Raw genomic sequence first — 23,806 nt, forward strand, 5'->3', positions numbered from 1 at the left:
CTCGCCATTTTCCATAATCTGCACCCCCTCCAGGAAGTCTTTGGAGATTTTTCCCGCAAAAAAGCTCTTTGCAGCGGCAGCCTGCGTATAGAAAAATCTACAATATTTTTTTAATTTCGTTGACAACAGGGCGTTTTTGAAATATAGTATGAAAAGTAATAAAAATCATACTTTTCATACTTATAAAACTAGTTGGAGGGATTTTGATGAAAGCAAGACCTCGTAAGGGCAAACTTGCCGCTACCGTAAAAGTTGGCGAAAAAGGACAAATTGTCATTCCCAAAGCAATGCGTGACTTGCTGCAGATTGAGCCGGGGGACACCCTGCTGGTGCTGGCCGACAAAAAGCGCGGCATGGCCATCAGTAATGACACCATTGTTTTCGATCGCTTTACAGACATTTTGAGCAATGACAAGGAGGCAAGTGATGAGTGAAACAGTCCTGCGTGTCACCGGCCTGTGCAAGCGTTACCCACACTTTTCGCTGGACCACGTTTCGTTTTCTCTTCCTGTCGGAAGTATCAGCGGCTTTATCGGCCGAAACGGCGCCGGAAAATCAACTACTCTGAAATCTCTGCTCAATCTGGTGCATCCCGAGGCAGGCAGTATTCAGTTCTTCGGAAAGGACTTTAGCGCCAACGAGCTGGAAATCAAGCAGCAAATCAGCTTTGTTTCCGGCGGCATCAGCTACTATCCCCGCAAAAAGCTGAAAACGATTACCGCGGTCAACCGCCGCTTTTACAAGAATTGGGACGAGGCGGCCTATCAGCACTGTCTGCAGGCGTTTTCTCTGCTAGAAGACAAAACACCTGCTGAACTTTCAGAAGGCATGAAAGTAAAATATGCGCTGACGCTGGCGCTTTCTCACCACGCGCAGCTGCTGATTCTGGACGAACCCACCAGCGGGCTGGACCCGGTTTCGCGTGAAGACCTACTTGAGCTGTTTTTACAGCTTGCGCGGCAGGAACATGTCACTATTTTGTTTTCGACTCATATTACTTCTGACCTAGACAAATGTGCCGACAACATTATTTACATACGAAACGGAAAAATTATAGAAAATGGCCCTATGGATACTTTTTTAAAGGCATATCAGCAAGTCACCACTTCCGAAAAACCAGCGGCAGGGGTTGTCATCGGTGCGCGCGAAAACCGCTCTGGCTGGACCGGCCTGATTCGGCGTGGCAGCGCAGTGCCGGCCGGCGCCACTGTATCGGACGCCGACCTGGAAGCAATTATGGTTCATCTGGAAAAGGAGAGCTGAATCTATGCGAAATTTACTCCGGAAAGAATGGAAACTTGCCATGCACCCCACTGCCATTCTTTTTCTGGTACTGTCCTTCTTGCTGCTCATTCCAAACTACCCGTATTATGTCACCTTCTTCTATACCTGCCTCGGCATTTTCTTTATCTGCCTGAGCGGGCGCGAGAATCAAGACCTGCTTTACACCATGCTGTTGCCTGTACGCAAGCGGGATATTGTGCGCAGCCGTATTCTGACAGCAGTTACCCTAGAGCTGCTGCAGGCCGTGATTGCAGTGCCAGCGGCGATTTTGCGCAACCGAATGCCTATGAACAACGAAGTCGGCATGGATGCCAATATCGCGCTGTTTGCTTTCTCCTTTATCCTGATGGGGCTGTTCAATCTCTTTTTCTTTACCCGCTACTACCGCACGCCGGACAAAATAGGCCGCCACTTTGCTTTAGCCAGTGGAGTGGTGTTTGTTTATATCACCGCCGCAGAAACGCTGACACATATTGTTCCCTTTTTCCGCGATGAGCTGGATACCAAAGACCCGCAGTTTCTGCCACAGAAGCTCCTAGTCCTGCTGATTGGCATCGTCGCCTATGCGTTGCTGACCTTTGCCGCCTGCCGCAAGTCGGAACGCTCTTTTGAAAAACTGGACCTCACAATTTGAAATGTAAATAAAGCAAGCCGCTGTGAACAAACAATTTTCTGTTCACAGCGGCTGTTTTGATATGTTTTCCTGTTTTGCTGCCTTTATAGGCAATCTTGTGAAGTTGTATAAAATTTAAATTTTTACAGAAAAAATAATTGACAAATATTCCTTCCTCCTGTATACTTAACGAAAAAGGTACAGTATGAAAAAGCAGAAGGGGTGACCGCCATGCTGGTAACCAGAGAAATGGACTATGCCGTACGCACTCTACGGGCACTTTTCCGCAGTGAACGGCTTTCTGCAAAACAAATTGCTGCCCGTGAGCACATGCAGCCCTCTATTACATACAAAACACTGCACAGGCTTACAAAAGCTGGGCTGGTAAAAAGCTACCGTGGCAGCGACGGCGGCTACAGCCTGTGTGACAGCAGTGAAAAGCTGACTTTGTACGATGTATTCCGCGCTCTACAGGAGGACTTATTCCTTACTCCCTGCCTGCAGCCGGGCGATACCTGTGAAAACAACACCAACGGCAGCTGCCGGGTTCACCGGGAGTATCAGCGCATTCAGCATCTGATAATAGAAGAACTGCAGCAAAAGCCCCTGCGGGAGCTGCTGCAGGAATGACGTTTCTGCAAACAATTCTGTATTTCTATCATTAAAACATAAAGGAGGCATTTTGATGTTTTATCAGACAACAGAAGCACAGGAGGGCCTGCGTGCAAAGGTGCGGGCTTTTGCCGAAAGCGAAATAAAGCCACAGGCTTTTCTGCTGGATAAAGACAACGTCTTTCCGCGTGAAAGCGTAAAGAAAATGGCGCAGCTGGGCCTGATGGGCCTGCCCTACGAGAGCAAATACGGCGGTGCCGGTTTAGATGTCATCAGTTACGCCATTGCAGTAGAGGAACTGTCGCGCGTAGACGGCGGCGCAGGGGTTATTCTTTCTGCGCACACCTCGCTTGGCACATGGCCGATTGCCGCTTTTGGCACAGAAGCACAAAAACAAAAATATCTGGTTCCCCTCTGCCGCGGCAAAAAACTGGGCGCTTTCGGCCTGACTGAGCAGAACGCCGGCAGCGACGCCGGCGGCACCGAAACCACCGCTGTGCTACAGGGTAATCTGTATTTGCTGAACGGCAGCAAAATTTTCATCACCAACGGCGGAGAAGCCGATACTTACGTTGTTTTTGCAGTGACGACCCCCGGCATTGGCGTGCGCGGAATTTCTGCTTTCATTGTCGAAAAGGGCTGGGAAGGCTTCACTTTCGGCGACCACTACGACAAAATGGGCATTCGCTCTTCCGCTACCTGTGAGCTGATTTTCAAGAACGTAAAAGTCCCGAAAGAAAACCTGCTGGGCGCCGAGGGACAGGGCTTTAAGATTGCCATGGAAACACTGGACGGCGGCCGCATCGGCATTGCTGCACAGGCTTTGGGGATCGCACAGGGCGCTTATGAGGCTGCTCTCGCGTACGCAAAACAGCGCGTGCAGTTTGGCAAACCCATCTGTCAGCAGCAATCTATTGCGTTTAAACTGGCAGATATGGCAACAAAGCTGCGCGCCGCGCGCCTTTTGGTTTACAGCGCTGCTGAGCGGAAACAAAACCACGCTTCTTACAGCATGGAAGCCGCCATGGCTAAACAGTACGCCTCTGACAGCGCCCTGGAAATCACCAATGACGCTCTACAGATTTTCGGCGGCAGCGGATACCTGAAAGGCATGGACGTCGAGCGCTTTTACCGCGACGCCAGAATCACCACAATTTATGAGGGCACCAACGAGATTCAGCGCGTGGTGATCGCGTCGCATCTTCTCGGAAAAGCCGCACGCGAAAAGAAACCGGCCGTAAAGCGCGCTGCCCCTGCAGTACCGGTGCCTGCACCAAAGCCCGCCGGAAAAGCCGGCCGCAAATGTATCCTCCTGGAGCAGGGAACCGCGCAGGAACGTGTAGACGCCCTTGCCGCATACTTAAAAACCGAAAACGACTTTTCTGTCGGTAATCCTTTAGATATGCCTATTTCTAAGGCTGACCGTGTCGTCAGCGCAGGCCGAGGCATTGGCGCAAAAGAAAACATGGCGCTGATTGAGGCCCTTGCAACAGCCGCCGGCGCAGCGGTCGGCTGCTCCCGCCCTGTAGCTGAAGCGATGAAGTACCTGCCTGTTGACCGCTTTGTTGGCATGTCTGGCCAAAAGTTCCACGGCAGCCTATACATCGCCTGCGGGATTTCCGGCGCCGGTCAACACCTGAAAGGCATTGAAAATGCGAAAACCGTGGTTGCTATTAACACAGACAGAGAGGCCAATATCTTTAATAACTGTGATTACGGAATTGTGGGCGACGTAAAAGAAATTCTGCCACTTTTGACCAAGGCCCTGGACACCGGCAAGCCCAAAGCAGAGGAGCCGCCGCTGGAAGCCGCAAAACCTGCTGCCATGCCTGCCCCGGTGCACCGCAGAATTTACGTCTGCAGTGGCTGCGGCTATGAATACGACCCACTAAAAGGTGACCCGGAACATGGGATTGCCCCCGGCACTGCTTTCAAAGATCTGCCTGCAGGCTGGACCTGCCCACTCTGTGGTGCTTCACCTGATGAGTTTATTGAAACGGAAATTTGAGTAAAATGAGCAAATAAAGGAGGCTTTTTCCATGTACTGCTACCGCAAAGTTACAGAAGATCTGTACTGGGTTGGCGCCAATGACCACCGCCTCTCTCTTTTTGAAAATATCCACCCGATTTATCACGGCGTCTCCTACAATTCTTACCTGCTGCTCGACGACCAGACCGTGCTGTTTGACACGGTAGACTGGGCCGTCGGCCGTCAGTTTATTGAAAACATCCAGGCCGTGCTGAACGGCCGGCCTTTGGATTACCTGGTTATCAACCACATGGAGCCGGACCACGCCGCCGCAATTGAAGAAATTCTGCTGCGCTGGCCAAAAGTGAAAATCCTTACGACACCAAAAGCAGTTATCTTTCTGCACCAATTTGGTTTTTCCATTGACAACTGCTGTGTAGAAGCCGTAAAAGAAGGCAGCACCCGCTGCTTTGGCAAACACACCGTTACATTTGTAAATGCACCCATGGTACACTGGCCGGAAGTGATGGTCACCTATGATGCGACAAACGGTGTTCTGTTCTCTGCCGATGCCTTTGGCTCCTTTGGTGCTTTGGACGGCAAACTTTTTGCCGATGAAGTCGACTTTCCGCATGAATGGCTGGATGAAGCCCGGCGCTACTACACAAATATCGTGGGGAAATACGGTCCGCAGGTACAGACTCTGCTGAAAAAAGCCAGTACCCTCGACATCAAGATGATCTGCCCGCTGCACGGCCCCGTCTGGCGAAAAGATATCGGTTGGTTTATAGACAAATATGTACATTGGAGCACTTATGAACCAGAACAAAAAGGAATTATGATTGTCTATGCCTCTATGTATGGCAATACAGAAGCCGCCGCACAAATCTTGGCTGCAAAGCTCGCAGAGCGCGGCATTACCAATACACGACTCTATGACGTTTCCAGTACCCATGTTTCGTATTTGATTTCGGATGTATTTAAATACAGTCATCTGGTACTGGCAAGTGTCACCTACAACCTCGGCATTTTTCCACCAATGCACAATTTCTTAATGGATATGAAAGCACTGAATGTGCAGAACCGCACCTGTGCAATCATTGAAAACGGCTCGTGGGCATGCCGCTCCGGCTGCCTGATGAAAGGTTGTCTGGCAGAGCTGAAAAACATGCGTCTGCTAGAAGAAGGAGTCAGCCTGGCGTCGTCTCTGCGAGAGCAGGACCTGCCCGATATGGACCTACTTGCTGACAGCCTCACGGCTTCAATCAAAGAAGAATAAACTGCCACAAAAGTCCGGCCCTCTCTGCAAAAGTACAGAGAGGGCCGGACTTTCTTTATTGCGGTATTTTATACAGTCAGTGGAATTCCAAGCTCTTTCATCTTATCGCGCAAGCCGAGAAAATCGGCAAAGGCGTCCGGCTTCTTGCGTGGGTCACGCAAAAGCGCCGCTGGGTGCAGCGTTGCCATCATCCAGATGCCGCCCTTTTCGACCCACTGGCCGTGCTGGCGGGTAATCTTAATTTTAGGGTCCATTATCCGCATAGCGGCAATACGCCCCAGACATACTATAATTTTCGGCCGCAAAAGGCGTGTCTGCTCCCGCAGCCAAGTGATACACTGCTCCTGCTCCTCTGGCAGCGGGTCACGGTTCTGTGGCGGGCGGCACTTGACAATATTTGCAATATAAATATTCGTATGCCGGTCCAGATCCACTGCGGCAAGCAGTTTATCCAGCAGCTGGCCGCTGCGCCCGACAAAAGGCTCCCCTTTCAGGTCCTCCTGCTCGCCGGGGCCTTCCCCGATAAACAGGACCTGTGCCTTTGGATTGCCGACCCCAAAGACCAGGTTGGTGCGTGTCTTTCCTAATCCGCAGCGCTCACAGCCGCGGCAGGCTTCTTCCAGCTGCGCCCAACTTTGATACATGCTCTTTTCCCCCTGCGGCGGCAAATTTCGTGCCGCCCCGATTGCGCCGAAAATGGCTGTATTCAGTATAGCGCAATCTACAGGACGTGTAAAGGCGCTCTGCCGACACACTGCTGCAAGCCTGTTATGCCTCTTGCCGATACCGAAAACGGCCTTCTCTTCAAAAGTGATCCCTGCTGTGCCATAAAGAAAGCCGCTGCACACCCTATGATGCGCAGCGGCCTTTATAAAAAGTTGTTAAAAATCCACAGGCAGGCCATAATAACAGGCCGTCAAAAGCTTTTCCATCTCTTTCTGGGTAGGCTTGCGCGGGTTAGAGCCGGTACAAGCATCGCTTAAAGCCAGTGCTGCCACATCGTGCAGCTTTTCCTGAAACTCTGCTTCCGGCACAATGCCGTTTTCGTAATCTTTCATCGCATGGGGAATATGCAGGAATTCATTATATTGGTCAATTTTATTACACAATGCTTTTACCAGACCGGCTTCGCTTCCAGTCAAGCCGACCGTGCGGGCAATTACCGCATAGCGCTCACGCGCCTGTGGTACTTTTGCATTGTAGGCAATCACCTTTGGCAGGTACATCGCATTGGCACAGCCGTGCACAATGTGCCCATTCTGATAAGCCGCGCCAGTTTTGTGTGCCATGGAGTGCACAATCCCCAGCAGTGCATTGGAAAACGCCATGCCCGCTAAGCACTGCGCATAATGCATTTGCTCACGGGCAGCCTTATCTCCCTGATAAGAAGTCGGCAGATACTCAAATACCATTTGAATTGCCTGCAGTGCCAGCGGGTCTGTAAAGGGTGAGTGCAGTGCAGAAACATAGGCCTCTACCGCGTGGGTCAGTGCATCCATACCTGTATGCGCGGTCAATTTTGGCGGCATGGTCTCTGCTAAGGCCGGGTCAATGACCGCGGCATCCGGCGTAATATTAAAATCTGCCAGCGGGTATTTAATACCCTTTTGGTAGTCGGTAATCACCGAAAAAGCAGTCACCTCGGTTGCTGTACCGGAAGTGGATGGAATCGCCAGAAAATGTGCTTTCTGCCGCAGCGCCGGAAAACTGAAAGGTTCTATCAGATCTTCAAATTTGGTTTCCGGGTACTCATAAAACACCCACATCGCCTTTGCAGCATCAATAGGCGAGCCGCCGCCCATCGCTACAATCCAGTCCGGCTCAAACTCCTGCATGGTTTTGGCGCCGCTTAAAACAGTCTCGACCGAAGGGTCCGGCTCAACGCCCTCAATCAGGCGCACCGCAAGGCCTGCTTCTTTTAAATTCTGTAAAACGCGGTCTAAAAAGCCAAAGCGCTTCATCGAGCCGCCGCCCACCACTACAGCCGCTTTTTTGCCGGAAAGTCTTTTTAGTTCGTCCAGCGCACCGGGGCCGTAATAAATATCCCTGGGAAGTGTAAAACGCATACCGAATGCCTCCTGTATACAGGTGCCCTGTGAAAAAGCACCGCTTTGTAAAAGTATCTGCAAAACTTCCCGAAATATGTGTACAGCAAAAACCAAAACCGCACAGGCGGTGTTTTGCCACAAAAAAGTGCCGCCCATACAGGCAGCACCTTAAATCTTTCTTTTTAATATTGAATGACCTATCAAATAAAGAACATGAAATTATCCTGGCTGCGGGCCGCCTCTTCCTGCAGATCAGCAAGCGTTAAAGAAGACAGTGCCTGCTCAACAGCCTGCTGCAAACGGTCGTAGACCAGCGACAGCGCCGCCTCAGCGTCCTGTGCATCGGCACCAAGGGTTTTGCCAGGCCGCTCAAACAAAGCGCCATCCGTTGCCTGCAAAATATCCAGTATACGAATCTTGACAGGCGCACAAATCAGGCGGTACCCGCCCTGTGCCCCCTGTGTCGAACTCACCAGCTGTGCGCGCTTTAGCAGAGAAAATACCTGCTCTAGATAAATGCGCGAAATGCCCAAGTCCTCTGAAAGACGGGTAACATTAACTACCGTATCTGCGCCGGCCTGTGCCATGCGCAGCAGTGCAGCGACTGCATACCGGCCCTTTGCTGAAATGCGCATTAAACTTCCTCCATCTATACCATACCAATTTACTATACTTACAAGTATATCATATACGAGTTGTCGGTATTTGTCAACTTTTAATGTACTTCCCTTTCACTGCTGCAGACTCTTTTTCTGCAGATGCACAGCATACTAATAACCATAATGCCCGGAAAAACGGCGGCAGCCAAAAGGCCCCGGCGCAGGCCAAGGTTCTCTGCACCAAAAAGCCCGGTTATCCACGGCCCTAGCGTACAGCCAATGTCGCCGCATACCGCTAAAATGCCAAACATAGAGGTTCCGCCGCGCGGGAAAGAATGGGCCGCCAGCGAATACGTGCCCGGCCACATCAGCGCAATGGAAAGGCCGCACAGCGCACACCCCAGAAGCGACAGCAGCGGCACCTGGGCGAGCGCCGTCACCAAATAGCAGGCAATGCACAAAAAGCTGCAGCCCAAAAGCACTTTGTCTAAATTCCATCTGTCCCCGAAAAGGCCATATAGCAGCCTGCCGCCGCCCTCCAGCGCGGCAAACAGACAGGGCCCCAGCAGGTCGCCGATCACTTTTGGGACCCCCAAGCCCCGCTCTGCGAAAAGGGAGGACCATTGGCTCATGGAAAGTTCCGCTGCACCGGCACACAGAATCAGCAGCATACAGACTAGGAACAGCCGGGAATGCAGCAGGCTGTGTATCGGCGTTTTCTTTTCCGCCGGCAGGGGCGGGCAAAGCGGTACCTGCAGAAAGCGCACCAGGTTTATCGCCGGTATCACTGCCCACAAAACCGGCAGAAAAAACCAGCGCGAGCTACCCAGCAGATGCAGCGCCAGGGTGGTGCCGGCAATGACAGCTACCTGCCCCCAGCAGTAAAACGAATGCAGCAGACTCATAGAGGACGACTTGTGCTCACCGGGCAGCGAATCCAAAATCGGGCTGACCAGGTCTTCAATCAGGCCGCTGCCCATTCCGCAGCAGACCACCGAAATGGCAATGCCCGCAAAGGGCGGCATGACTTGCGGCAAAATACCCATCAGCACCAAGCCGCCCGCCGCCAGGAAATGGGAGCCGGCCAAGCAGCGGCGGGTTCCGATACGGTCGACGAAAAATACGGAAAAAATATCCATGCAGAGCTGTGTACCAAAATTCAGTACAATCAGCTGGCTCAGCTGCCAAAAAGTCAGACGATAACTGTCTTGAAATACGGTAAAAAGCAGCGGTGTAAGGCTGTTTACAATTCCCTGTGTTAAGTATCCCAGGTAACAGGCGCCTTTTGTCCGCCGCCAAGGGCTTTGCATAGGCTTACCTCCTCTCACTTAGCAGTATACCATAGTATTGCCTGCGGCTTCAAATTGTTACCAGAGAAAGAAGGCAGCCGGTATTTTTCGGCACACAAAAAGCGGTCGGCAGATGCCGGCCGCTTTTGTTCCCAACACTTTACAAATCTTTTGCAATGAGCTCTCGGGCCTCTGCGAGGGAACATCCCCTATCCCGCGCAATTCTGGCCAAGTCCTCATATTCTGCCTTCGAGTGCTGCACGCCCCAGCCCGACGCGGTTTTTATCCCCACCTGGCCATAAGCCGTAGAAACAGTGCGTGACGTACGGGAAAGCATGTACCTCCGGCAGCACGTTTCGCGTACGCCGAGCGTCGCCGTGTACCGAAACAAAAGGGACAGCATTTTCTCCCGCTGCCCAGGTTTGCACAGGCAGGTCAAAAGTACCGCTGGACGATTTTTTTTCATGCCAATCGGCGTGGTGAAAACATCCAGAGCACCGCCGACCAAAAGGCGCTCTTGCGCAAAGCCAAGCGCTTCTGGTGTCATATCGTCAAGATTACAGCGCAGCTCTACGATTTCTTCGCTGCTTTCCGCCGTTTCACCCAGCATTGCACGCACGCAGTTGGCTGCTGCAAAGTCTTTTCTGCCCATGCCGCAGCCGATTTTTAACACGCGCATGACGGGCATTCCGCAGAATTCAGATACGAAATACCGCAGCAGTGCCGCACCGGTCGGCGTACAAAGTTCCCCGCGCACACTGCCGCCATAAATCGGAATACCGCGCAGCAGATATGCAGTGGCCGGCGCAGGCACCGGCAAAATTCCATGCGCACAATGCACCTGTCCGCTGCCTACATGGACCGGTGACGCAACAATGCGCTCCGGCGCTAATGCATGCAGCAAAAGGCAAACGCCCGTAATATCCGCTACCGCGTCTAAACTGCCAACTTCGTGAAAATGAATCTGGCTGACCGGCCGGCCGTGCGCATGACTTTCCGCTTCGGCAAGCAGGTCATAGACGGCCAAAATATCTTTTTTGACCGCTTCGGGCAAATCAAACGTCCCCACCAATTTCTGTATGTCCTGCAGTCCCGTGTGGTGAGGATGATGGTGGTGTACATGCTCTTCTCCGCTGTGCTCATGCGCCGCAGAATCGGGCATATCTTCGCTTTCTTCCTCTTCGCCGTGCACAATCACCTGCACATGGGTTCCGGCAAGGCCACATTTTTCCATAGAAAAAGCCGAAACATGCACCTCAGGCAGGGGCAGGCTGTTCATTTTATCAAGGAATGCCTGTGGATTAGGCAGCAGTTCGAGCAGCGCCGCCGTCAGCATATCGCCTGCGGCACCCATGCTGCACTCCAAATACAGTGTCTTCATTTCTTTTCCCCCATGTGATTGATCATACTGGCGAGATACCCGGCACCAAAGCCGTTGTCAATATTGACAACGCTGACGCCGCTGGCACAGGAATTGAGCATGGAAAGCAGCGCTGACAGCCCACCCAAAGAAGCCCCGTAACCCACGCTGGTGGGCACAGCAATGACTGGGCAGTCGGCAAGGCCACCGATTACACTGGCCAGGGCGCCCTCCATACCGGCGACTGCTACGATAACATTGGCACTCATAATTTCATCTAAATGCGCCAAAAGGCGGTGCAGGCCGGCGACGCCGACATCGTACAGCCGGGTAACCTGGTTGCCGAGAATTTCAGCGGTCAAGGCTGCTTCCTCAGCGACCGGCATATCGCTGGTGCCGCCGGTCGCCACGACAACCGTGCCGTTTCCATCCGGCTGCGATATTTGGCCTAAAAAGCCGATACGGCTTGTCTTATCGTATTGCAGCGGCAGGTTTTTCTGCATTTCTACCGCTTTTTCAGCGGACAGGCGGGTAATCAGGACATTCTGCTGCCCTGCTTTCTGCATGGCAGCGGCTATTTTAATCATCTGTTCAGCCGTTTTCCCCGCTCCATATATAACCTCTGCTGCCCCCTGCCGCAGAGCGCGGTGGTGGTCCAGCTTTGCAAAGCCGAGGTCCTCAAACGGCTCCATTTTCAGCTGCAACATTGCCTGTTGCACACTGCAGCTGCCGTCCTGCACCTGCTGTAGAATCTGTTGGATTTTCTCTTTATCCATCTTTTTCACCTGCCCGCAAGGTCCAGAAGGACTACTGAAAACCACGGTCGCAGCCGTTTCAGAATTTCCGCCCGCTTTTCCACAGCGAGCGGCATCTGCTCCGGCAAAAACTGCAGCCGGGCCGCGTCGTCATACAGCCGCACACGAAAGTCGGTAAAGCCCAGCCGAAACAGTTCCTTTTCTGCACTCTCAACCTGCTGCAGCAGGTCACCGGTAATTTGGCGGCCCGCCGGAAAGCGGGTAGCAAGGCAAGCATAGGCTGGTTTGTTCCAGGTAAACAGCCCCGCTTCCCGCGAAAGGCAGCGGATTTCCGGTTTGGTCAAGCCGCACTCCCGCAGCGGCGAACGTACGCAAAGTTCTTTTAACGCCCGCATGCCGGGGCGGTCATTGACATCGTCAGAAGCATTGGTTCCATCCATCAGCAGCGTACAGCCATCACGATTTGCCTGCGCTCTCAGCGCCGAAAAAAGCTCTTTTTTACAAAAATAGCAGCGGTTTGCCGGATTGCTCACCACATCGGGGTTAGAGAGCAGGTCCAGCTGTAAAACGCTCAGCTCTGTGTGCAGCTGATCGGCCAGTTTTTGGGCGTCCTCCAGCTCAAACTGCGGCTGAAATGCCGTTTTTATGTAGTACGGGTATACCTGCGCGCCGGCATGTACCGCCGCATAGAAAAGGTATGAAGAATCCGTTCCGCCGGAAAAAGCAAGAGCTACTTTAGGATTCTCCCTAAAGAATTGCTGCAGCTTCCTGCTGCCAGTCTGTGTCATTTCCATAATTTATCCCTTGTATGTTTACATTATGATTGTGATTTCTTTTCGCTGCGGCGCAGAAATAGATCTGCAAAAACATTCTTCGGGTCTTTGACAACCAAGTACACGGTCCATGCAATCATGCCGCACAGAACAATGACCAGACCTAGAAGCGCATTGTCAGCTGTCATCTCTAAAAATGGCTGCCCTTCTTTTACACAGTAAAAGCCATCGACCGTCCACATAAGAGATGCGCCCCAGTACATCAGGGCCAGCACCTCCAGGTGCAGCTCCCTGCGGTTTGCCTTAAAGTACCAAACCAGTGTTGCAATGACCGCCGCAAAAGCGGTGATAACCAAACACATTACTTAGCCCCCAATACGTTCGCCTGTGCCTGCCGGGCTGTAAGCTCTTTTGTTTCGCGCTTTTCAAGGTAGCGGGAAACCAGCAGCATCACGCCCCACACAGCTGTTACTAAAAGGGCCATGGTGACGCCGACTGTCGCGATCTCCGTCAGCATCGGCTGTATATCCGCCGGGTTATTCATTGCAGTCAAAAACGGCGGCCAAGGCACCACTTCACCGTGCCAGATGTGCTCGATTGCCAGCAGAAACGCCCCGCCCCACAGCATTTTGCTCAGCCAGCCAAGCTTTCTGCTGAATGGAATTTTTGAAACCGATTCTGTGCTCTGCTCTGTGTCTGCCTGCTCCGTTTTTGCTGTCTGCGGCAGCAGGGTTGCGCGTCTTTCTTTTCTTTCAATATTTTTTTGTACAATTGAAACGACGATTGCTTCCGTCATAGATACCAGAAAACATGCCATAAGAAAAGCCTCCTAAAAATTGTGTAAAAAGTGTTTAAGGACAAAAAACGCCATATCCGTGTCTGCGGATATGGCAACCTTCATGGCTACATGCCTCTGTTTTAAAACCTTTGCTGCTGAAAATGACTTCATGTCATTCTTTGCTGATTCATTCAGCTGTTAATATGATACTATTATATTCCCTATCTGTCAATATTTTTTATATAGAATTTAAAAATGCAGGATTGTATTCCCTCTGCAGGCAGCAAGTGGCCGTACCGCTTTCACCCATATTGCCGCCTTGTATTCCGGCAAAATCCATGTTATTATTTTTTTACAAAATCTTGTCTTGCGCGGTATGGCTCTCTGCCCGAAAAGCAGCTGCCTGCCGCTAAAAGAGGTACTTATAAAAACATGACAAACCAAGAACGAATCGACCGGCTCAACCGGGAAAAGGACCTGCCTCTGCAGGAGTGGGCAGCGCTGCTCTCTTCCTTTTGTGCAGAAGACCAGGCGTATGCGCGCGGTCTCGCACAAAAAATTGCTATTGCAAAATTTGGCAAAGGCGTCTTTTTTCGGGGAATTATCGAATTTACCAACGTCTGCAAAAATGACTGTATCTATTGCGGTATCCGCCGCTCAAATAAAAAAGTGTCGCGCTACCGCCTGACAAAGGAAGAGATTCTGCAGTGCTGTGCGGCGGGCTATTCCTATGGCTACCGGACTTTTGTTCTGCAGGGCGGCGAAGACGGATATTGCTCCGATGAAGTAATGACCAGCCTTGTCAAAGCCATTCGCAGTACCTACCCGGACTGTGCAATTACACTCTCTCTTGGCGAACGCAGCCGTGAAAGCTACCAAAAACTATTTGATGCGGGCGCCGACCGCTATCTGCTGCGGCATGAAACCGCCGATAAAGCCCATTACAGCAGGCTGCACCCACCCGAAATGTCTTTTGACCACCGTATGCGCTGCCTGCAGCAGCTCAGGGAAATCGGCTACCAAACCGGTTGCGGCATGATGATTGGCTCACCCTATCAGACAGTGGAAAACCTAGCGGAAGATATGCGGTTCATTCGCTCCTTTTCGCCGCAGATGGTCGGCATGGGGCCCTTCATTCCGCATAAAGATACACCATTTCGCAATTTTCCGGCAGGCAGACTGGACCTTTGTCTGTTTCTCATCAGTCTCACCCGCATTATGCTGCCGGATGTGCTGCTGCCCGCCACTACGGCACTCGGCACAATTCACCCACAGGGACGCGAACTCGGCATTTTGGCAGGTGGTAACGTGATTATGCCTAACCTCTCACCTACGGAAGTGCGGAAAAAGTATTTACTGTACAACAACAAAATTTGCACAGATGAGGGCAGCGGCCAGTGCCGCTTCTGCTTGGACAGCCGGCTTTCCTCTATTGGTTACCGCGCAGTTATCTCCCGCGGTGACTATCAGCCGCCAGTCTCTGACAAATGATAATCAAAAGGAACAGGATTTGCCCCGTGCAGCTCACAGCGCCGGACAAATCCTGTTGTTTTTTGTTGTCTGGCAAGTATGCAGAGATGAGCAGTGCTCTGGTTGAAAAATAAAAAATCCGCATGAAACCTGCTTTTACAGGATTCATACGGTAAAAAATGGTGCGAGGGGAGGGACTTGAACCCTCATGAAATTGCTTTCACATGGACCTGAACCATGCGCGTCTGCCAATTCCGCCACTCTCGCATCTTTATAGCGCGCCTTTCGTACCGGCGACTCATATATGATAGCACAGGGGTTTTCCTTTGTCAACAATTTTTTTAAAAATATTGTCGTGAAAAACTTTTGCAAAAAATTGTAAAAAAGGCTTTACAAACACGACAGCACGTGGTATAGTATCTCTAGTATTTTAAAGCACGATTTGATTCACATGGTATTGTAAATCAACGTTCGTTTTTGATTTACGGTCCGTGTGTTTTTTTCTTTGCAGCAAAATACCATAAGCATATTGTTCAATTTTTTCAAGGAGGTACCTTACAATGGGTGCAAACACTGGTACAGTAAAATGGTTCAACGAAGCAAAGGGCTACGGTTTTATTTCTAACGATGATGGCAGCGGCGATGTATTCGTGCATTTCTCTGCTATTCTGGGTGAAGGCTTTAAAACCCTGACCGAGGGCCAGAAGGTTTCTTATGACATCGAGCCCGATCCGAAAAACAGCAGTAAGTCCCGCGCTGCCAACGTTCAGCCCCTGTAAGCTGACGATTTTCACGGCGGAAGGCGAAATGCTTTCCGCCGTTTTTTTGCGCCCATTTTTACGCTTTATAAAAATTTTTCCGCGTTTCTCTTCCTTTTTTTCTAAAAACCCGCTATACTGAAAGCTGAAAATACTGCGCGGGTAACGACACCCGGCAGCAGTTTGGGAGGTTGCCGCGATGGTTGGTTCTATTTTAGGGGATATTGCCGGTTCCCGCTTTGAATTCAGCAGGCCCTCCGGCTTTGACTGGCGCACCGAAAAGCTTTTTGCGCCTGAGTGCCGCTATACAGACGACAGCGTGATGACCATTGCCAGCAAGTATGCACTCTTGACCGACTGCAGCTTTTCCAGCGCCTACCGCATTTTCGGCAAGCGGTATCCACACGCCGGCTACGGCGCCATGTTTCAAGATTGGCTCACTTCTACGGCGCGCCGGCCATATCAAAGCTGTGGAAACGGCTCTGCCATGCGTGCCGGTGTAATCGGCGAGTATTACGATACCCTGGAAAAGACAGAAGCCAAAGCCGCAGAAAGCGCTGCATGCACACATAATCACCCAGAGGGCATTAAGGGCGCTAAGGCAGCCGCAGCTGGCGTGTTTTTAGCGCGCAAAGGCTTTCAGAAATCAGAGATACGCAGTATTGTACAAAGGCGCTACGGCTATAATCTGACCGTTCCGCTGGCATTGCGCAGGCCTTTTTGCCGCGTGAAACAGACCTGTCAGGCCACGCTGCCGCTCGCCTTCCTCTGCTTTTTAGAGAGCGAAGATTACGAAAGCTGTATCCGAAATGTTTTCAGCTGTCTGTGTGACACCGATACTGTCGGGTGTATTGCAGGCGGCTTTGCAGAAGCATACTATAAAGGAACCGGATTTGACGACGATGCTCTGCTGCGCCGCTACCTGATTAAGCCCGGCAGCTGTGGAAAAACAGATACCTTTTTGTATGACTGGGCTGTTGCCCTAAAAGATCCCTATACTGAAAGAAAGGGGGATGCTTCTCTTTGACCATTAAAACCTATCAGTCTCACGCTGTGCTGGAAGACCTGAAAAATGGCAAAGTCTACCGCGCACGAAAAAATCTGCGGTTTGACGTTGCTTATCAGGGACTCATCACGCTGTTTGGTCTGCATTGCGAAGCGCCGATATTCGGTTACCTTAGCAGACACAAAAGCTGTACAAACGGGAAAATCAGCAGCGGCGTTCTGCTTACCCTGCAGGTACCGGCCGACCAGGTTTGGCTGACCGAATACCGGGTATGGGCTGACTACATGTACTGTGTAACGCACTATACCCTGCCGCAGAACCGCTTTCAACTGATATCGAATGAAGAATTTACCCAGCGGCAGTTTGACAGTATGCTGATCAACTTAAAAGAACAGCGAAGCCCCTCTCAGTACCGCATGCCGCAGACCATTATGGAAAAGATTCGGCCGGAATGGCTAGTCAGCTATGAAGATTACAGTCTGCCCCCTGTGCGCCGTTTTCTGCAAAAAATTCTGCATCGATAAAAAGAGAAAAAGAATTCTTTATGGCAGGCATTGTTTGCCTGCCATTTTTATCTAATCATCCAGCGCAGCCCATCTTTATGGAAACAAACACCGCCGAAAGACAAGAAAGGATCCTATTCTATCTACTTAAAATGCTTTCTTCCCTGCAGTGGGCTTTATGGCATGCACAGGTTACCGAAACTTTGCTTTTATTGCCTGCGCAGGGTTTTCGGAATAGGACAAAGCAGGCTTTGAAATAAAAAGCTACTTTTCATTTTCTCTCTATACATAAAAGGACTTATATATGGAACAAAAAAGAGCACCCAAAACGTCAAAGACGCCGGGTGCTCTTTACATTTGGATTAAATTACTTTACCATGCTGGCAACTTCTGCTGCAAGGTCATCGTGGCGCTTTTCAAGGCCTTCACCTGTGACAAAGCGGACAAAACCAGTAGCGGAAATCTTGCCGCCAAGGGACTTAGCAACAGAATTGATATACTGGCTGACGGTTGTCTTGCTCTCTTTGACATACTCCTGATCAACCAGGCAGATTTCTTTGAGGGCTTTCTTAACCTTGCCAGTAACCATCTGCTCAATGACCTTTTCCGGTTTGCCAGAAGCAGCAGCCTGCTCTTTAGCAATGCTGGTTTCGCGCTCAATCACACTCTGCGGCACATGAGCATCGTCAAGGAACTCAGGGTTCATGGCAGCGATCTGCATACCAATATTTTTGCCCATTTCCTCAAACTCCGGCTTTGCGGCGATTTCATCTGTGGTATCAAAGTTTACCAACACACAAATCTTGCCGCCGGAATGAATATAGGAAGCGAGGTGGCCTTCGCTGCGCTGAAAACGGCGGACTTTAATGTTCTCGCCGATTGTCATAATCTTTTCTTTCAGAATATCGCCCACTGTTTCACTGCTGCCTGCAGCTGTGCAGTTTAACAGAGCATCCACATCTGCGGGGTTCTGCTGCAGAATGGTATCTTCACAGAGCGTAACAAACTCCTGAAAAGAAGCATTCTTTGCAACAAAGTCCGTTTCTGCATTCACTTCAATGGCAACGCCAACTTTGCCGTCATCGCTTGTTTTTGCAAAGGAAACACCCTCCGCTGCAATGCGGCCGGATTTCTTTGCCGCTGTAGCCAGGCCCTTTTCACGCAGAAAGTCTACTGCTTTATCCATGTCACCGTCGGAAGCAGTCAGTGCCTTTTTGCAGTCCATCATGCCGCAGCCGGTCTTATCGCGCAATTCTTTTACGTCTTTTGCTGTAAAAGCCATATTGATTCATCCTCCGATTGATTATTGAAACGCGCTGCAGAACAGCAATTACTTCTCTTCTGCTTTTGCGTTGTCCTTGCTCTCTGCGTCTTTATCCTGCTGGCCCTCGTGGCCCTCCAAAATAGCATTTGCCATGGTTGCAGAAATCAGACGGACTGCACGAATTGCATCATCGTTGCCCGGAATAACATAATCGATCTCATCCGGGTCACAGTTGGTGTCGACAATGGCAATAATCGGGATATGCAGCTTGCGGGCCTCGGTAACGGCGATATGCTCTTTGCGCGGGTCAACAATAAACAATGCACCCGGCAGCTTCTTCATATCTTTAATGCCGCCCATATACTTTTCCAGTTTGTCGATTTCGAGGGTCAGCTTTGCGACTTCCTTCTTTGGCAGAAGGTCAAAGGTCCCGTCCTCTTTCATCGCCTGCAGCTGATTTAAGCGGTCGATACGGTGGCGAATGGTGCGGAAGTTGGTGAGCATGCCGCCAAGCCAGCGGGCATTCACATAGTAAGCACCTGCGCGCTCGGCTTCTTCACGGATAGAGTCCTGTGCCTGCTTCTTTGTGCCGACAAACAGAACGCTCTTGCCCTCTGCGGAAAGCTCGCGGACAAAGTTATAGGCTTCCTCCAGCTTGCGTACGGTCTTCTGCAGGTCGATAATGTAGATACTGTTGCGCTCGGTAAAGATATAGGGCTTCATTTTCGGGTTCCAACGACGGGTCTGGTGACCAAAATGGACACCCGCTTCGAGTAGCTGTTTCATAGATACGACTGACATAATAAGTTCCTCCTTGGTTATTCCTCCGCTGTGCTTCCCGCGCGGGGTACCCTGACAAAAGGGCACCACCCCACACAAACAACAGCGTGCGAAATGATTGATTTCTGCATTTCTGCAGACGATAAATATTATATCAGAATTTTCCGGAAAATACAAGCAGAAAAGTACACCAAATACAGAAAAAATACGTTTTTTACCGGCATCCACCTTTTACCGGTGCCAGTAAAATCGGCTGCATTTGCTGTCCCTGCAGCGCCTGCTCCACAGCCTGCGGCAGCAGCGTAAAATCTGCCACAGCCGAGGAAGGCTTTTTTTCGTGGTCGTCCTGCCGGAACGGCGTGAAATACACGTGCTTTACATTGAGCAGACGGCCGATATTCTGCGCGGAAGCGGCCAGCGCATCATTGGTCGCAATCGTCAAAAGCACCGGACGGTGCACCCGCAGGTTCGACTTGACTGCCATGGTCACAGCTGTATCCGTTACACCGTTTGCAAGCTTCGCAAGGGTATTGCCGGTGCAGGGCGCCACAACAACAAGGTCTGCCATTTTTTTCGGGCCGATCGGTTCGGCACCCGGAATGCTGCAAATGGGAATACGGCCTGTAATGTCCTCTATCTGCCAAAGGAAATCCGTGGCCCGGCCAAAGCGGGTATCTGTTTTGGCCGCAGTTTCACTCATAATCGGTAAAATATCATACCCCATATCTTTTAAAATACGCATCTGCTCCAGTGCACGGCTGAACGTGCAGAAAGAGCCGCACATGGCAAAGCCTAAAACAGCTTTATCCACTCCCCTCACTCCTTCATCATTTGATAGACGGTCTGTTTAATAATTTCCCCTGCGGCACGCGGTGCTACCTTTGCCGGCAGTGAAAACGCATGCAGGGCACACAGGCCCAGCTTTTTCGCTGCCGCCATATCCACACCGCCCGGCGCAGAAGAAAGGTCGATCAGCAGCATACCGCGCGGATAGGCGGAAAGCACCCGCCGTGTAAAGACCTCTGCCGGTATGGTATTAAATAGAATATCATAACTGCCGCCGGACTCCAGCTGTGCAATCGGCAGCACCCGGCAGCCGGCAGCTTCAATCAGTGCGGCCGTTTCTGGGCGCCGGGCCGTAGCAGAAACTTCCGCACCCAATGCCCGCAAACGGGGCGCCAGCTGACTGCCGATACGCCCAAATCCCGCCACCAGGCACCTGCTGCCGCAGATGGTACCCGGGTACTCCCGCATTGCAAACTCCAAGGCACCCTCGGCAGTCACCGCTGCATTGCGCAGGACAAAGTCCTCTCGGGCATAATAATCCTGCATCTCTACTTCTTCCAGCTGTGGGCACGCAGCCAGCGCGCGCCCCAGCATACCGCCGTAAACGCAGTGCCCAGAAAGGGCCGCAGCAAATGCCTCATCCAGTGGTATGGGGTCATCGGCGTATTCTGCTTTCAGGTTTTTTCCATCAACAGTGACCGGCAGCGGCAGCAGCAGGGTGCCGCAGGCTGCCGCTGTCTTTCGCAAATCGGCCTTTTGTATGTCATCAGAAAACTCTGCGTTCTCAAAGCCACAGGCAACTACCGTAAAGCCATCCCCGGCTATGGACTCTGCCAGGGCAAGCTGACGCCGGTCGCCGCCCAGAATTCCAAAACTGCTGCGATCTATTCTCATAGCGGATTCCCTCCAGATTCATGTACCATACTATGGGAAACGGGGAAATGTTGTGCCCGCAGAGCATGATAAATCGGCTCTCTTTTTTGCAGGTATTGCTTGCAATCGGACCTGAAAATGGTTATGATTAGAAATGGTTTTTAAACTAGCCAAATACGAAGCTTTTTCCGTGACATATAAAAAGGAGTTGTTCCACTACATGAACGATATACTTTCAAAAGTAAAGAAAGTGCACTTTGTCGGCATTGGCGGCAGCGGCATGTGCCCACTGGCCGAAATTCTGATTCACCGCGGCTATGCAGTTTCCGGTTCGGACAATGCAGAATCCGATACTCTGCAGCGGATTAAGTCTTACGGCATACCGGTCTACATGGGCCAAAAAGCCGAGAATGTTGCTGGAAAAGAGCTAGTCGTCTACTCTGCTGCGATCAAGCTGGACAACCCCGAACTGGTCGCCGCCAAAGAACAGAACATCCCCTGCATCGAGCGCAGCGTGCTGCTAGGGCTTGTTACCAGCCGCTACCCCAAAAGCATCTGTGTTTCCGGTACGCACGGCAAAACAACAACCACTGGCCTCATCACTTCTGTTCTGCTGGACGCCGGCGCTGACCCCTCTGCTGTCATTGGCGGCAAGCTGCCCAAAATCGGCACCAATGGCCGCGCGGGTACTTCTGATAAAATTGTTGTCGAGTCCTGTGAATATGTAGACACCTTTCTGCAGCTGCACCCCTACCTTGCGGTTATTCTGAATATCGATGATGATCACTTGGATTACTTTAAAACTGTAGACAACATCATTCGTTCTTTCCGGCAGTTTGCAAAGCAGACCTCCGGTATTTTGGTTATAAACGGCGACGACGCCAACACCCGTAAAGCTGTAGAGGGTCTGACCCACGCCAAGATTGTCACATTTGGTGAAAGCGAAGGTTGCGACTACCGCGCGGTCAATATTCAGGACACCAAAGCTGCCCGCGAGCGTTTTGACGTACTGAAAAATGGAAAAAAAGTAAACGAGATTACGCTCTCGATCCCCGGCAAACACAACATTTACAATGCCATGGCTGCCTATGCAGTGTGCGACCTGATGGGCATTGACGCTGAGCAGCTGCAAAAGAGCCTGAAAGCTTTTACCGGCGTTCACCGTCGGTTTGAAATGCTCGGCACATACGAGGGCATTACGGTTGCCGATGACTTTGCCCACCACCCCACCGAACTGACCGCCACCCTTTCTGCCGCCATGCGCATGGGCTTTCACGAGGTCTGGGCCATCTTTCAGCCGCACACCTACAGCCGCACAGCGCTTCTGCTGGACGATTTCGCCAAAGCGCTGACAATTCCCGACCATGTCATTGTTTCGGAGATTTTGGCCGTTCGTGAAAAGAATACCTATAATATTTATGCGGAAGACTTAGTAAAGAAAGTACCGAATGCAGTTTACCGCAAAACTTTCCCGGAAATTGCTGACTACGTCATGGCACACGCAAAGCCCGGCGACCTGATTTTGACCATGGGCGGCGGCAACGTGTATCAGTGCGCCAACCTGATTGTCGACCGCTACAAGAAGCGTGAAGCTTCCGCGAAAGAATAAAATAAAAATTCGTATACAAAACGGCCGCCTGAAAGCAAAAACGCTCTCGGACGGCCGTTCCTTTATTTTTATAGCACACGCAAAGCCTGGCAACCTGATTTTGACCATGGGCGGCGGCAACGCGTATCAGTGCACCGACCTGATTGTCGACCGTTACAAAAGCGTGAAGCTTCTGCAAAAGAATAAAATACAAATTCGTATACAAAACGGCCGCCCGAAAGCAAAAACGCTCTCGGACGGCTGTTTCTTTATTTTTGTTATTAAGATTCCTATTTTTTTGCAGGTCTTTTCTTCTGCACTTAATAAACGACAGTAAGCGGGTTAATGACACCATATGCTTTATGCTCAGCGGCATCAATAAACTGAATTGCTTTCCCAGCGCCCAGTGCCACACAGGTATCGGCATCTTCCGCGACATGGACCGGCATTTTTACTTTGTCAGAAATGTACTGGCTGAGGCCATACAGCTGTGCCGAACCGCCGGTCATAACAATGCCATCCATATAAACATCGCCCAAAAGCTCCGGGGGCGTTTTTTCGAGCATTTCCTGCAATACGACCGCAATCTCCGCTGCAGGGTCAAGCATCGGCGCCACCAGCTCTTGGCTGCTGATGTCCCGCCATGCGGGCAGGCCGGTATCAGCATCACGGCCCTTAATACGGCAGGTCAGCGGCTCCGGCCGCTGCAGCACACCACCGATCGAAATTTTGCAACTTTCGGCCATGCGCTCGCCGATAATCAAGTCATACTTGTCGCGCACGTAACGAATAATGGCTTGGTCAAATGCAAAACCAGCAACCTTAATCGACCGCGCAATCGACAAACCACCCAATGAAATAACACCCATATCCGTTGCACCGGCACCCACATCGATAATCAGCGCGCCGTGCGGATTGGCAACATCAACGCCAGCACCAATCGCCGCGGCGACCGGCTCGTCGATGGAGTACAGCCGGCGCACACGCGCACTGATGATGGATTTATTGACCGCCAAACGCTCTACGCCGGTAATCTGGCAGGGCAGGCTTTCGACAACGCGCGGCATAACACGGGAGTGCAGAAAACGGCCGCTGCCCAGTTGCTGAAAGTAGTAGTCTACCAAATAGCTGGCCCACTGGAAATCAGAAATAACCCCTTTTACCAAAGGACGAATGACCTTTACCTTGTCGCTTGTACGACCAAGCATGGCAAAAGCCTCACTGCCCACTGCCCTGACTTCGTCTGTTTCTACATCCACCGCCACTACAGACGGCTCATTTACCACAATGCCTTTGCCGGCAACATAGATCTTAATCGCGTATGTACCAAGGTCGACTGCAATATCGATGCCAAGCACATGACCACATCCATTTCTATAAAATTATATCATATTTTCTTAATAAAGTAAAATAAGGTAA

The 23,806-nt window shown here is 51.2% G+C and carries 26 protein-coding genes and 1 tRNA gene; 12 read left to right on the forward strand and 15 right to left on the reverse strand.

Annotated elements, in window-relative coordinates:
* The first annotated feature begins 206 nt into the window (after positions 1 to 206).
* The 6 genes from LKE53_06940 (at position 207) to LKE53_06965 (ending at position 5,757) form a co-directional block, all read left to right on the forward strand.
* On the forward strand, positions 207 to 434 hold the full coding sequence (locus LKE53_06940; GenBank protein ID MCH3972476.1) for an AbrB/MazE/SpoVT family DNA-binding domain-containing protein: 228 nt from the start codon (positions 207 to 209) through the stop codon (positions 432 to 434).
* Complete coding sequence (locus LKE53_06945; GenBank protein MCH3972477.1) at positions 427 to 1,263, forward strand: ABC transporter ATP-binding protein; 837 nt, start codon at positions 427 to 429, stop codon at positions 1,261 to 1,263. Before LKE53_06940 ends, LKE53_06945 begins: the two co-directional genes overlap by 8 nt.
* Before the next feature lie 4 nt (positions 1,264 to 1,267).
* Positions 1,268 to 1,918: an ABC-2 transporter permease gene (locus tag LKE53_06950; GenBank protein MCH3972478.1), complete on the forward strand. Its 651-nt coding sequence runs from the start codon at positions 1,268 to 1,270 to the stop codon at positions 1,916 to 1,918.
* Between the two features lie 210 nt (positions 1,919 to 2,128).
* Positions 2,129 to 2,527, forward strand: a complete 399-nt coding sequence (locus tag LKE53_06955) for an Rrf2 family transcriptional regulator (GenBank protein ID MCH3972479.1) — start codon at positions 2,129 to 2,131, stop codon at positions 2,525 to 2,527.
* Between the two features lie 55 nt (positions 2,528 to 2,582).
* Entirely contained in the window at positions 2,583 to 4,517 is a 1,935-nt protein-coding gene (locus LKE53_06960; GenBank protein ID MCH3972480.1) for an acyl-CoA dehydrogenase family protein, read from the forward strand.
* Positions 4,518 to 4,548: 31 nt separating this feature from the next.
* Positions 4,549 to 5,757 carry an FprA family A-type flavoprotein gene (locus LKE53_06965; protein MCH3972481.1) on the forward strand — a complete coding sequence of 403 codons (1,209 nt, stop codon included), beginning with the start codon at positions 4,549 to 4,551 and terminating at the stop codon, positions 5,755 to 5,757.
* A 68-nt stretch (positions 5,758 to 5,825) separates the two neighbouring features.
* On the opposite strand, the gene LKE53_06970 is transcribed toward LKE53_06965, so the two are convergent.
* The 9 genes from LKE53_06970 to LKE53_07010 all read right to left on the reverse strand — a co-directional run bounded on the left by LKE53_06970 (position 5,826) and on the right by LKE53_07010 (position 13,398).
* Positions 5,826 to 6,401 carry a uracil-DNA glycosylase gene (locus LKE53_06970; protein ID MCH3972482.1) on the reverse strand — a complete coding sequence of 192 codons (576 nt, stop codon included), beginning with the start codon at positions 6,399 to 6,401 and terminating at the stop codon, positions 5,826 to 5,828.
* A 237-nt stretch (positions 6,402 to 6,638) separates the two neighbouring features.
* Positions 6,639 to 7,823: an iron-containing alcohol dehydrogenase gene (locus tag LKE53_06975; GenBank protein ID MCH3972483.1), complete on the reverse strand. Its 1,185-nt coding sequence runs from the start codon at positions 7,821 to 7,823 to the stop codon at positions 6,639 to 6,641.
* Between the two features lie 182 nt (positions 7,824 to 8,005).
* Entirely contained in the window at positions 8,006 to 8,440 is a 435-nt protein-coding gene (locus tag LKE53_06980; GenBank protein ID MCH3972484.1) for an Rrf2 family transcriptional regulator, read from the reverse strand.
* An 80-nt stretch (positions 8,441 to 8,520) separates the two neighbouring features.
* On the reverse strand, positions 8,521 to 9,714 hold the full coding sequence (locus LKE53_06985) for an MFS transporter (protein ID MCH3972485.1): 1,194 nt from the start codon (positions 9,712 to 9,714) through the stop codon (positions 8,521 to 8,523).
* A 139-nt stretch (positions 9,715 to 9,853) separates the two neighbouring features.
* Positions 9,854 to 11,074, reverse strand: a complete 1,221-nt coding sequence (gene larC / locus LKE53_06990) for a nickel pincer cofactor biosynthesis protein LarC (GenBank protein ID MCH3972486.1) — start codon at positions 11,072 to 11,074, stop codon at positions 9,854 to 9,856.
* On the reverse strand, positions 11,071 to 11,829 hold the full coding sequence (gene larB, locus LKE53_06995) for a nickel pincer cofactor biosynthesis protein LarB (GenBank protein MCH3972487.1): 759 nt from the start codon (positions 11,827 to 11,829) through the stop codon (positions 11,071 to 11,073). The genes larC and larB overlap by 4 nt, the downstream gene beginning before the upstream one ends.
* A 5-nt stretch (positions 11,830 to 11,834) precedes the next feature.
* Positions 11,835 to 12,602 carry an ATP-dependent sacrificial sulfur transferase LarE gene (gene larE, locus LKE53_07000; GenBank protein MCH3972488.1) on the reverse strand — a complete coding sequence of 256 codons (768 nt, stop codon included), beginning with the start codon at positions 12,600 to 12,602 and terminating at the stop codon, positions 11,835 to 11,837.
* 23 nt (positions 12,603 to 12,625) lie between these two features.
* A complete protein-coding gene (locus LKE53_07005; protein MCH3972489.1) occupies positions 12,626 to 12,943 on the reverse strand; it encodes a hypothetical protein in 318 nt (105 codons plus the stop codon).
* Positions 12,943 to 13,398, reverse strand: coding sequence for a hypothetical protein (locus tag LKE53_07010; GenBank protein ID MCH3972490.1), 456 nt, complete (start codon positions 13,396 to 13,398; stop codon positions 12,943 to 12,945). Before LKE53_07010 ends, LKE53_07005 begins: the two co-directional genes overlap by 1 nt.
* Positions 13,399 to 13,791: 393 nt before the next feature.
* On the opposite strand from LKE53_07010, the gene hydE reads away from it, so the two are divergent.
* Positions 13,792 to 14,850 carry a [FeFe] hydrogenase H-cluster radical SAM maturase HydE gene (hydE, locus tag LKE53_07015; GenBank protein MCH3972491.1) on the forward strand — a complete coding sequence of 353 codons (1,059 nt, stop codon included), beginning with the start codon at positions 13,792 to 13,794 and terminating at the stop codon, positions 14,848 to 14,850.
* 159 nt (positions 14,851 to 15,009) lie between these two features.
* Here hydE and LKE53_07020 read toward each other — a convergent pair.
* A tRNA-Leu gene (locus LKE53_07020) sits at positions 15,010 to 15,096 on the reverse strand.
* A 293-nt stretch (positions 15,097 to 15,389) separates the two neighbouring features.
* Between LKE53_07020 and LKE53_07025 the strand changes: the two genes are divergently transcribed.
* The 3 genes from LKE53_07025 (at position 15,390) to LKE53_07035 (ending at position 17,117) form a co-directional block, all read left to right on the forward strand.
* Positions 15,390 to 15,608, forward strand: a complete 219-nt coding sequence (locus tag LKE53_07025; protein ID MCH3972492.1) for a cold-shock protein — start codon at positions 15,390 to 15,392, stop codon at positions 15,606 to 15,608.
* A 178-nt stretch (positions 15,609 to 15,786) separates the two neighbouring features.
* Positions 15,787 to 16,614, forward strand: a complete 828-nt coding sequence (locus LKE53_07030) for an ADP-ribosylglycohydrolase family protein (GenBank protein MCH3972493.1) — start codon at positions 15,787 to 15,789, stop codon at positions 16,612 to 16,614.
* The gene (locus tag LKE53_07035; GenBank protein ID MCH3972494.1) at positions 16,611 to 17,117 is read left to right on the forward strand and encodes a hypothetical protein; all 507 of its coding nucleotides are present in this window, start codon (positions 16,611 to 16,613) and stop codon (positions 17,115 to 17,117) included. Before LKE53_07030 ends, LKE53_07035 begins: the two co-directional genes overlap by 4 nt.
* A gap of 346 nt (positions 17,118 to 17,463) precedes the next feature.
* Here the strand turns inward: LKE53_07035 and tsf are convergent, their stop codons facing one another.
* The 4 genes from tsf to LKE53_07055 form a co-directional block, all read right to left on the reverse strand.
* Positions 17,464 to 18,378, reverse strand: coding sequence for a translation elongation factor Ts (gene tsf / locus LKE53_07040; GenBank protein ID MCH3972495.1), 915 nt, complete (start codon positions 18,376 to 18,378; stop codon positions 17,464 to 17,466).
* Positions 18,379 to 18,426: 48 nt separating this feature from the next.
* The gene (gene rpsB, locus LKE53_07045) at positions 18,427 to 19,161 is read right to left on the reverse strand and encodes a 30S ribosomal protein S2 (protein MCH3972496.1); all 735 of its coding nucleotides are present in this window, start codon (positions 19,159 to 19,161) and stop codon (positions 18,427 to 18,429) included.
* Positions 19,162 to 19,354: 193 nt separating this feature from the next.
* The gene (locus tag LKE53_07050) at positions 19,355 to 19,951 is read right to left on the reverse strand and encodes a dipicolinate synthase subunit B (protein ID MCH3972497.1); all 597 of its coding nucleotides are present in this window, start codon (positions 19,949 to 19,951) and stop codon (positions 19,355 to 19,357) included.
* 5 nt (positions 19,952 to 19,956) lie between these two features.
* On the reverse strand, positions 19,957 to 20,820 hold the full coding sequence (locus tag LKE53_07055) for a dipicolinate synthase (GenBank protein MCH3972498.1): 864 nt from the start codon (positions 20,818 to 20,820) through the stop codon (positions 19,957 to 19,959).
* Positions 20,821 to 21,019: 199 nt separating this feature from the next.
* Here LKE53_07055 and murC point away from each other — a divergent pair, with 199 nt between their 5' ends.
* The gene (gene murC, locus LKE53_07060; GenBank protein MCH3972499.1) at positions 21,020 to 22,408 is read left to right on the forward strand and encodes a UDP-N-acetylmuramate--L-alanine ligase; all 1,389 of its coding nucleotides are present in this window, start codon (positions 21,020 to 21,022) and stop codon (positions 22,406 to 22,408) included.
* Entirely contained in the window at positions 22,386 to 22,724 is a 339-nt protein-coding gene (locus LKE53_07065) for a hypothetical protein (GenBank protein MCH3972500.1), read from the forward strand. Before murC ends, LKE53_07065 begins: the two co-directional genes overlap by 23 nt.
* On the opposite strand, the gene LKE53_07070 is transcribed toward LKE53_07065, so the two are convergent.
* Positions 22,708 to 23,745, reverse strand: coding sequence for a rod shape-determining protein (locus LKE53_07070; GenBank protein ID MCH3972501.1), 1,038 nt, complete (start codon positions 23,743 to 23,745; stop codon positions 22,708 to 22,710). The genes LKE53_07065 and LKE53_07070 overlap by 17 nt on opposite strands.
* Between the last annotated feature and the right edge of the window lie 61 nt (positions 23,746 to 23,806).

This window comes from Oscillospiraceae bacterium, assembly GCA_022483045.1.
Lineage (GTDB): Bacteria > Bacillota > Clostridia > Oscillospirales > Acutalibacteraceae > Caproicibacterium.

Excerpts from the sequence above, each read along its gene's own strand:
- LKE53_06940 (MCH3972476.1), top strand. The coding sequence starts at position 207 with ATGAAAGCAAGACCTCGTAAGGGCAAACTTGCCGCTACCGTAAAAGTT.
- LKE53_06945 (MCH3972477.1), top strand. The coding sequence starts at position 427 with ATGAGTGAAACAGTCCTGCGTGTCACCGGCCTGTGCAAGCGTTACCCA.
- LKE53_06950 (MCH3972478.1), top strand. The coding sequence starts at position 1,268 with ATGCGAAATTTACTCCGGAAAGAATGGAAACTTGCCATGCACCCCACT.
- LKE53_06955 (MCH3972479.1), top strand. The coding sequence starts at position 2,129 with ATGCTGGTAACCAGAGAAATGGACTATGCCGTACGCACTCTACGGGCA.
- LKE53_06960 (MCH3972480.1), top strand. The coding sequence starts at position 2,583 with ATGTTTTATCAGACAACAGAAGCACAGGAGGGCCTGCGTGCAAAGGTG.
- LKE53_06965 (MCH3972481.1), top strand. The coding sequence starts at position 4,549 with ATGTACTGCTACCGCAAAGTTACAGAAGATCTGTACTGGGTTGGCGCC.
- LKE53_06970 (MCH3972482.1), bottom strand. The coding sequence starts at position 6,401 with ATGTATCAAAGTTGGGCGCAGCTGGAAGAAGCCTGCCGCGGCTGTGAG.
- LKE53_06975 (MCH3972483.1), bottom strand. The coding sequence starts at position 7,823 with ATGCGTTTTACACTTCCCAGGGATATTTATTACGGCCCCGGTGCGCTG.
- LKE53_06980 (MCH3972484.1), bottom strand. The coding sequence starts at position 8,440 with ATGCGCATTTCAGCAAAGGGCCGGTATGCAGTCGCTGCACTGCTGCGC.
- LKE53_06985 (MCH3972485.1), bottom strand. The coding sequence starts at position 9,714 with ATGCAAAGCCCTTGGCGGCGGACAAAAGGCGCCTGTTACCTGGGATAC.
- larC (MCH3972486.1), bottom strand. The coding sequence starts at position 11,074 with ATGAAGACACTGTATTTGGAGTGCAGCATGGGTGCCGCAGGCGATATG.
- larB (MCH3972487.1), bottom strand. The coding sequence starts at position 11,829 with ATGGATAAAGAGAAAATCCAACAGATTCTACAGCAGGTGCAGGACGGC.
- larE (MCH3972488.1), bottom strand. The coding sequence starts at position 12,602 with ATGGAAATGACACAGACTGGCAGCAGGAAGCTGCAGCAATTCTTTAGG.
- LKE53_07005 (MCH3972489.1), bottom strand. The coding sequence starts at position 12,943 with ATGTGTTTGGTTATCACCGCTTTTGCGGCGGTCATTGCAACACTGGTT.
- LKE53_07010 (MCH3972490.1), bottom strand. The coding sequence starts at position 13,398 with ATGGCATGTTTTCTGGTATCTATGACGGAAGCAATCGTCGTTTCAATT.
- hydE (MCH3972491.1), top strand. The coding sequence starts at position 13,792 with ATGACAAACCAAGAACGAATCGACCGGCTCAACCGGGAAAAGGACCTG.
- LKE53_07025 (MCH3972492.1), top strand. The coding sequence starts at position 15,390 with ATGGGTGCAAACACTGGTACAGTAAAATGGTTCAACGAAGCAAAGGGC.
- LKE53_07030 (MCH3972493.1), top strand. The coding sequence starts at position 15,787 with ATGGTTGGTTCTATTTTAGGGGATATTGCCGGTTCCCGCTTTGAATTC.
- tsf (MCH3972495.1), bottom strand. The coding sequence starts at position 18,378 with ATGGCTTTTACAGCAAAAGACGTAAAAGAATTGCGCGATAAGACCGGC.
- rpsB (MCH3972496.1), bottom strand. The coding sequence starts at position 19,161 with ATGTCAGTCGTATCTATGAAACAGCTACTCGAAGCGGGTGTCCATTTT.
- LKE53_07055 (MCH3972498.1), bottom strand. The coding sequence starts at position 20,820 with ATGAGAATAGATCGCAGCAGTTTTGGAATTCTGGGCGGCGACCGGCGT.
- murC (MCH3972499.1), top strand. The coding sequence starts at position 21,020 with ATGAACGATATACTTTCAAAAGTAAAGAAAGTGCACTTTGTCGGCATT.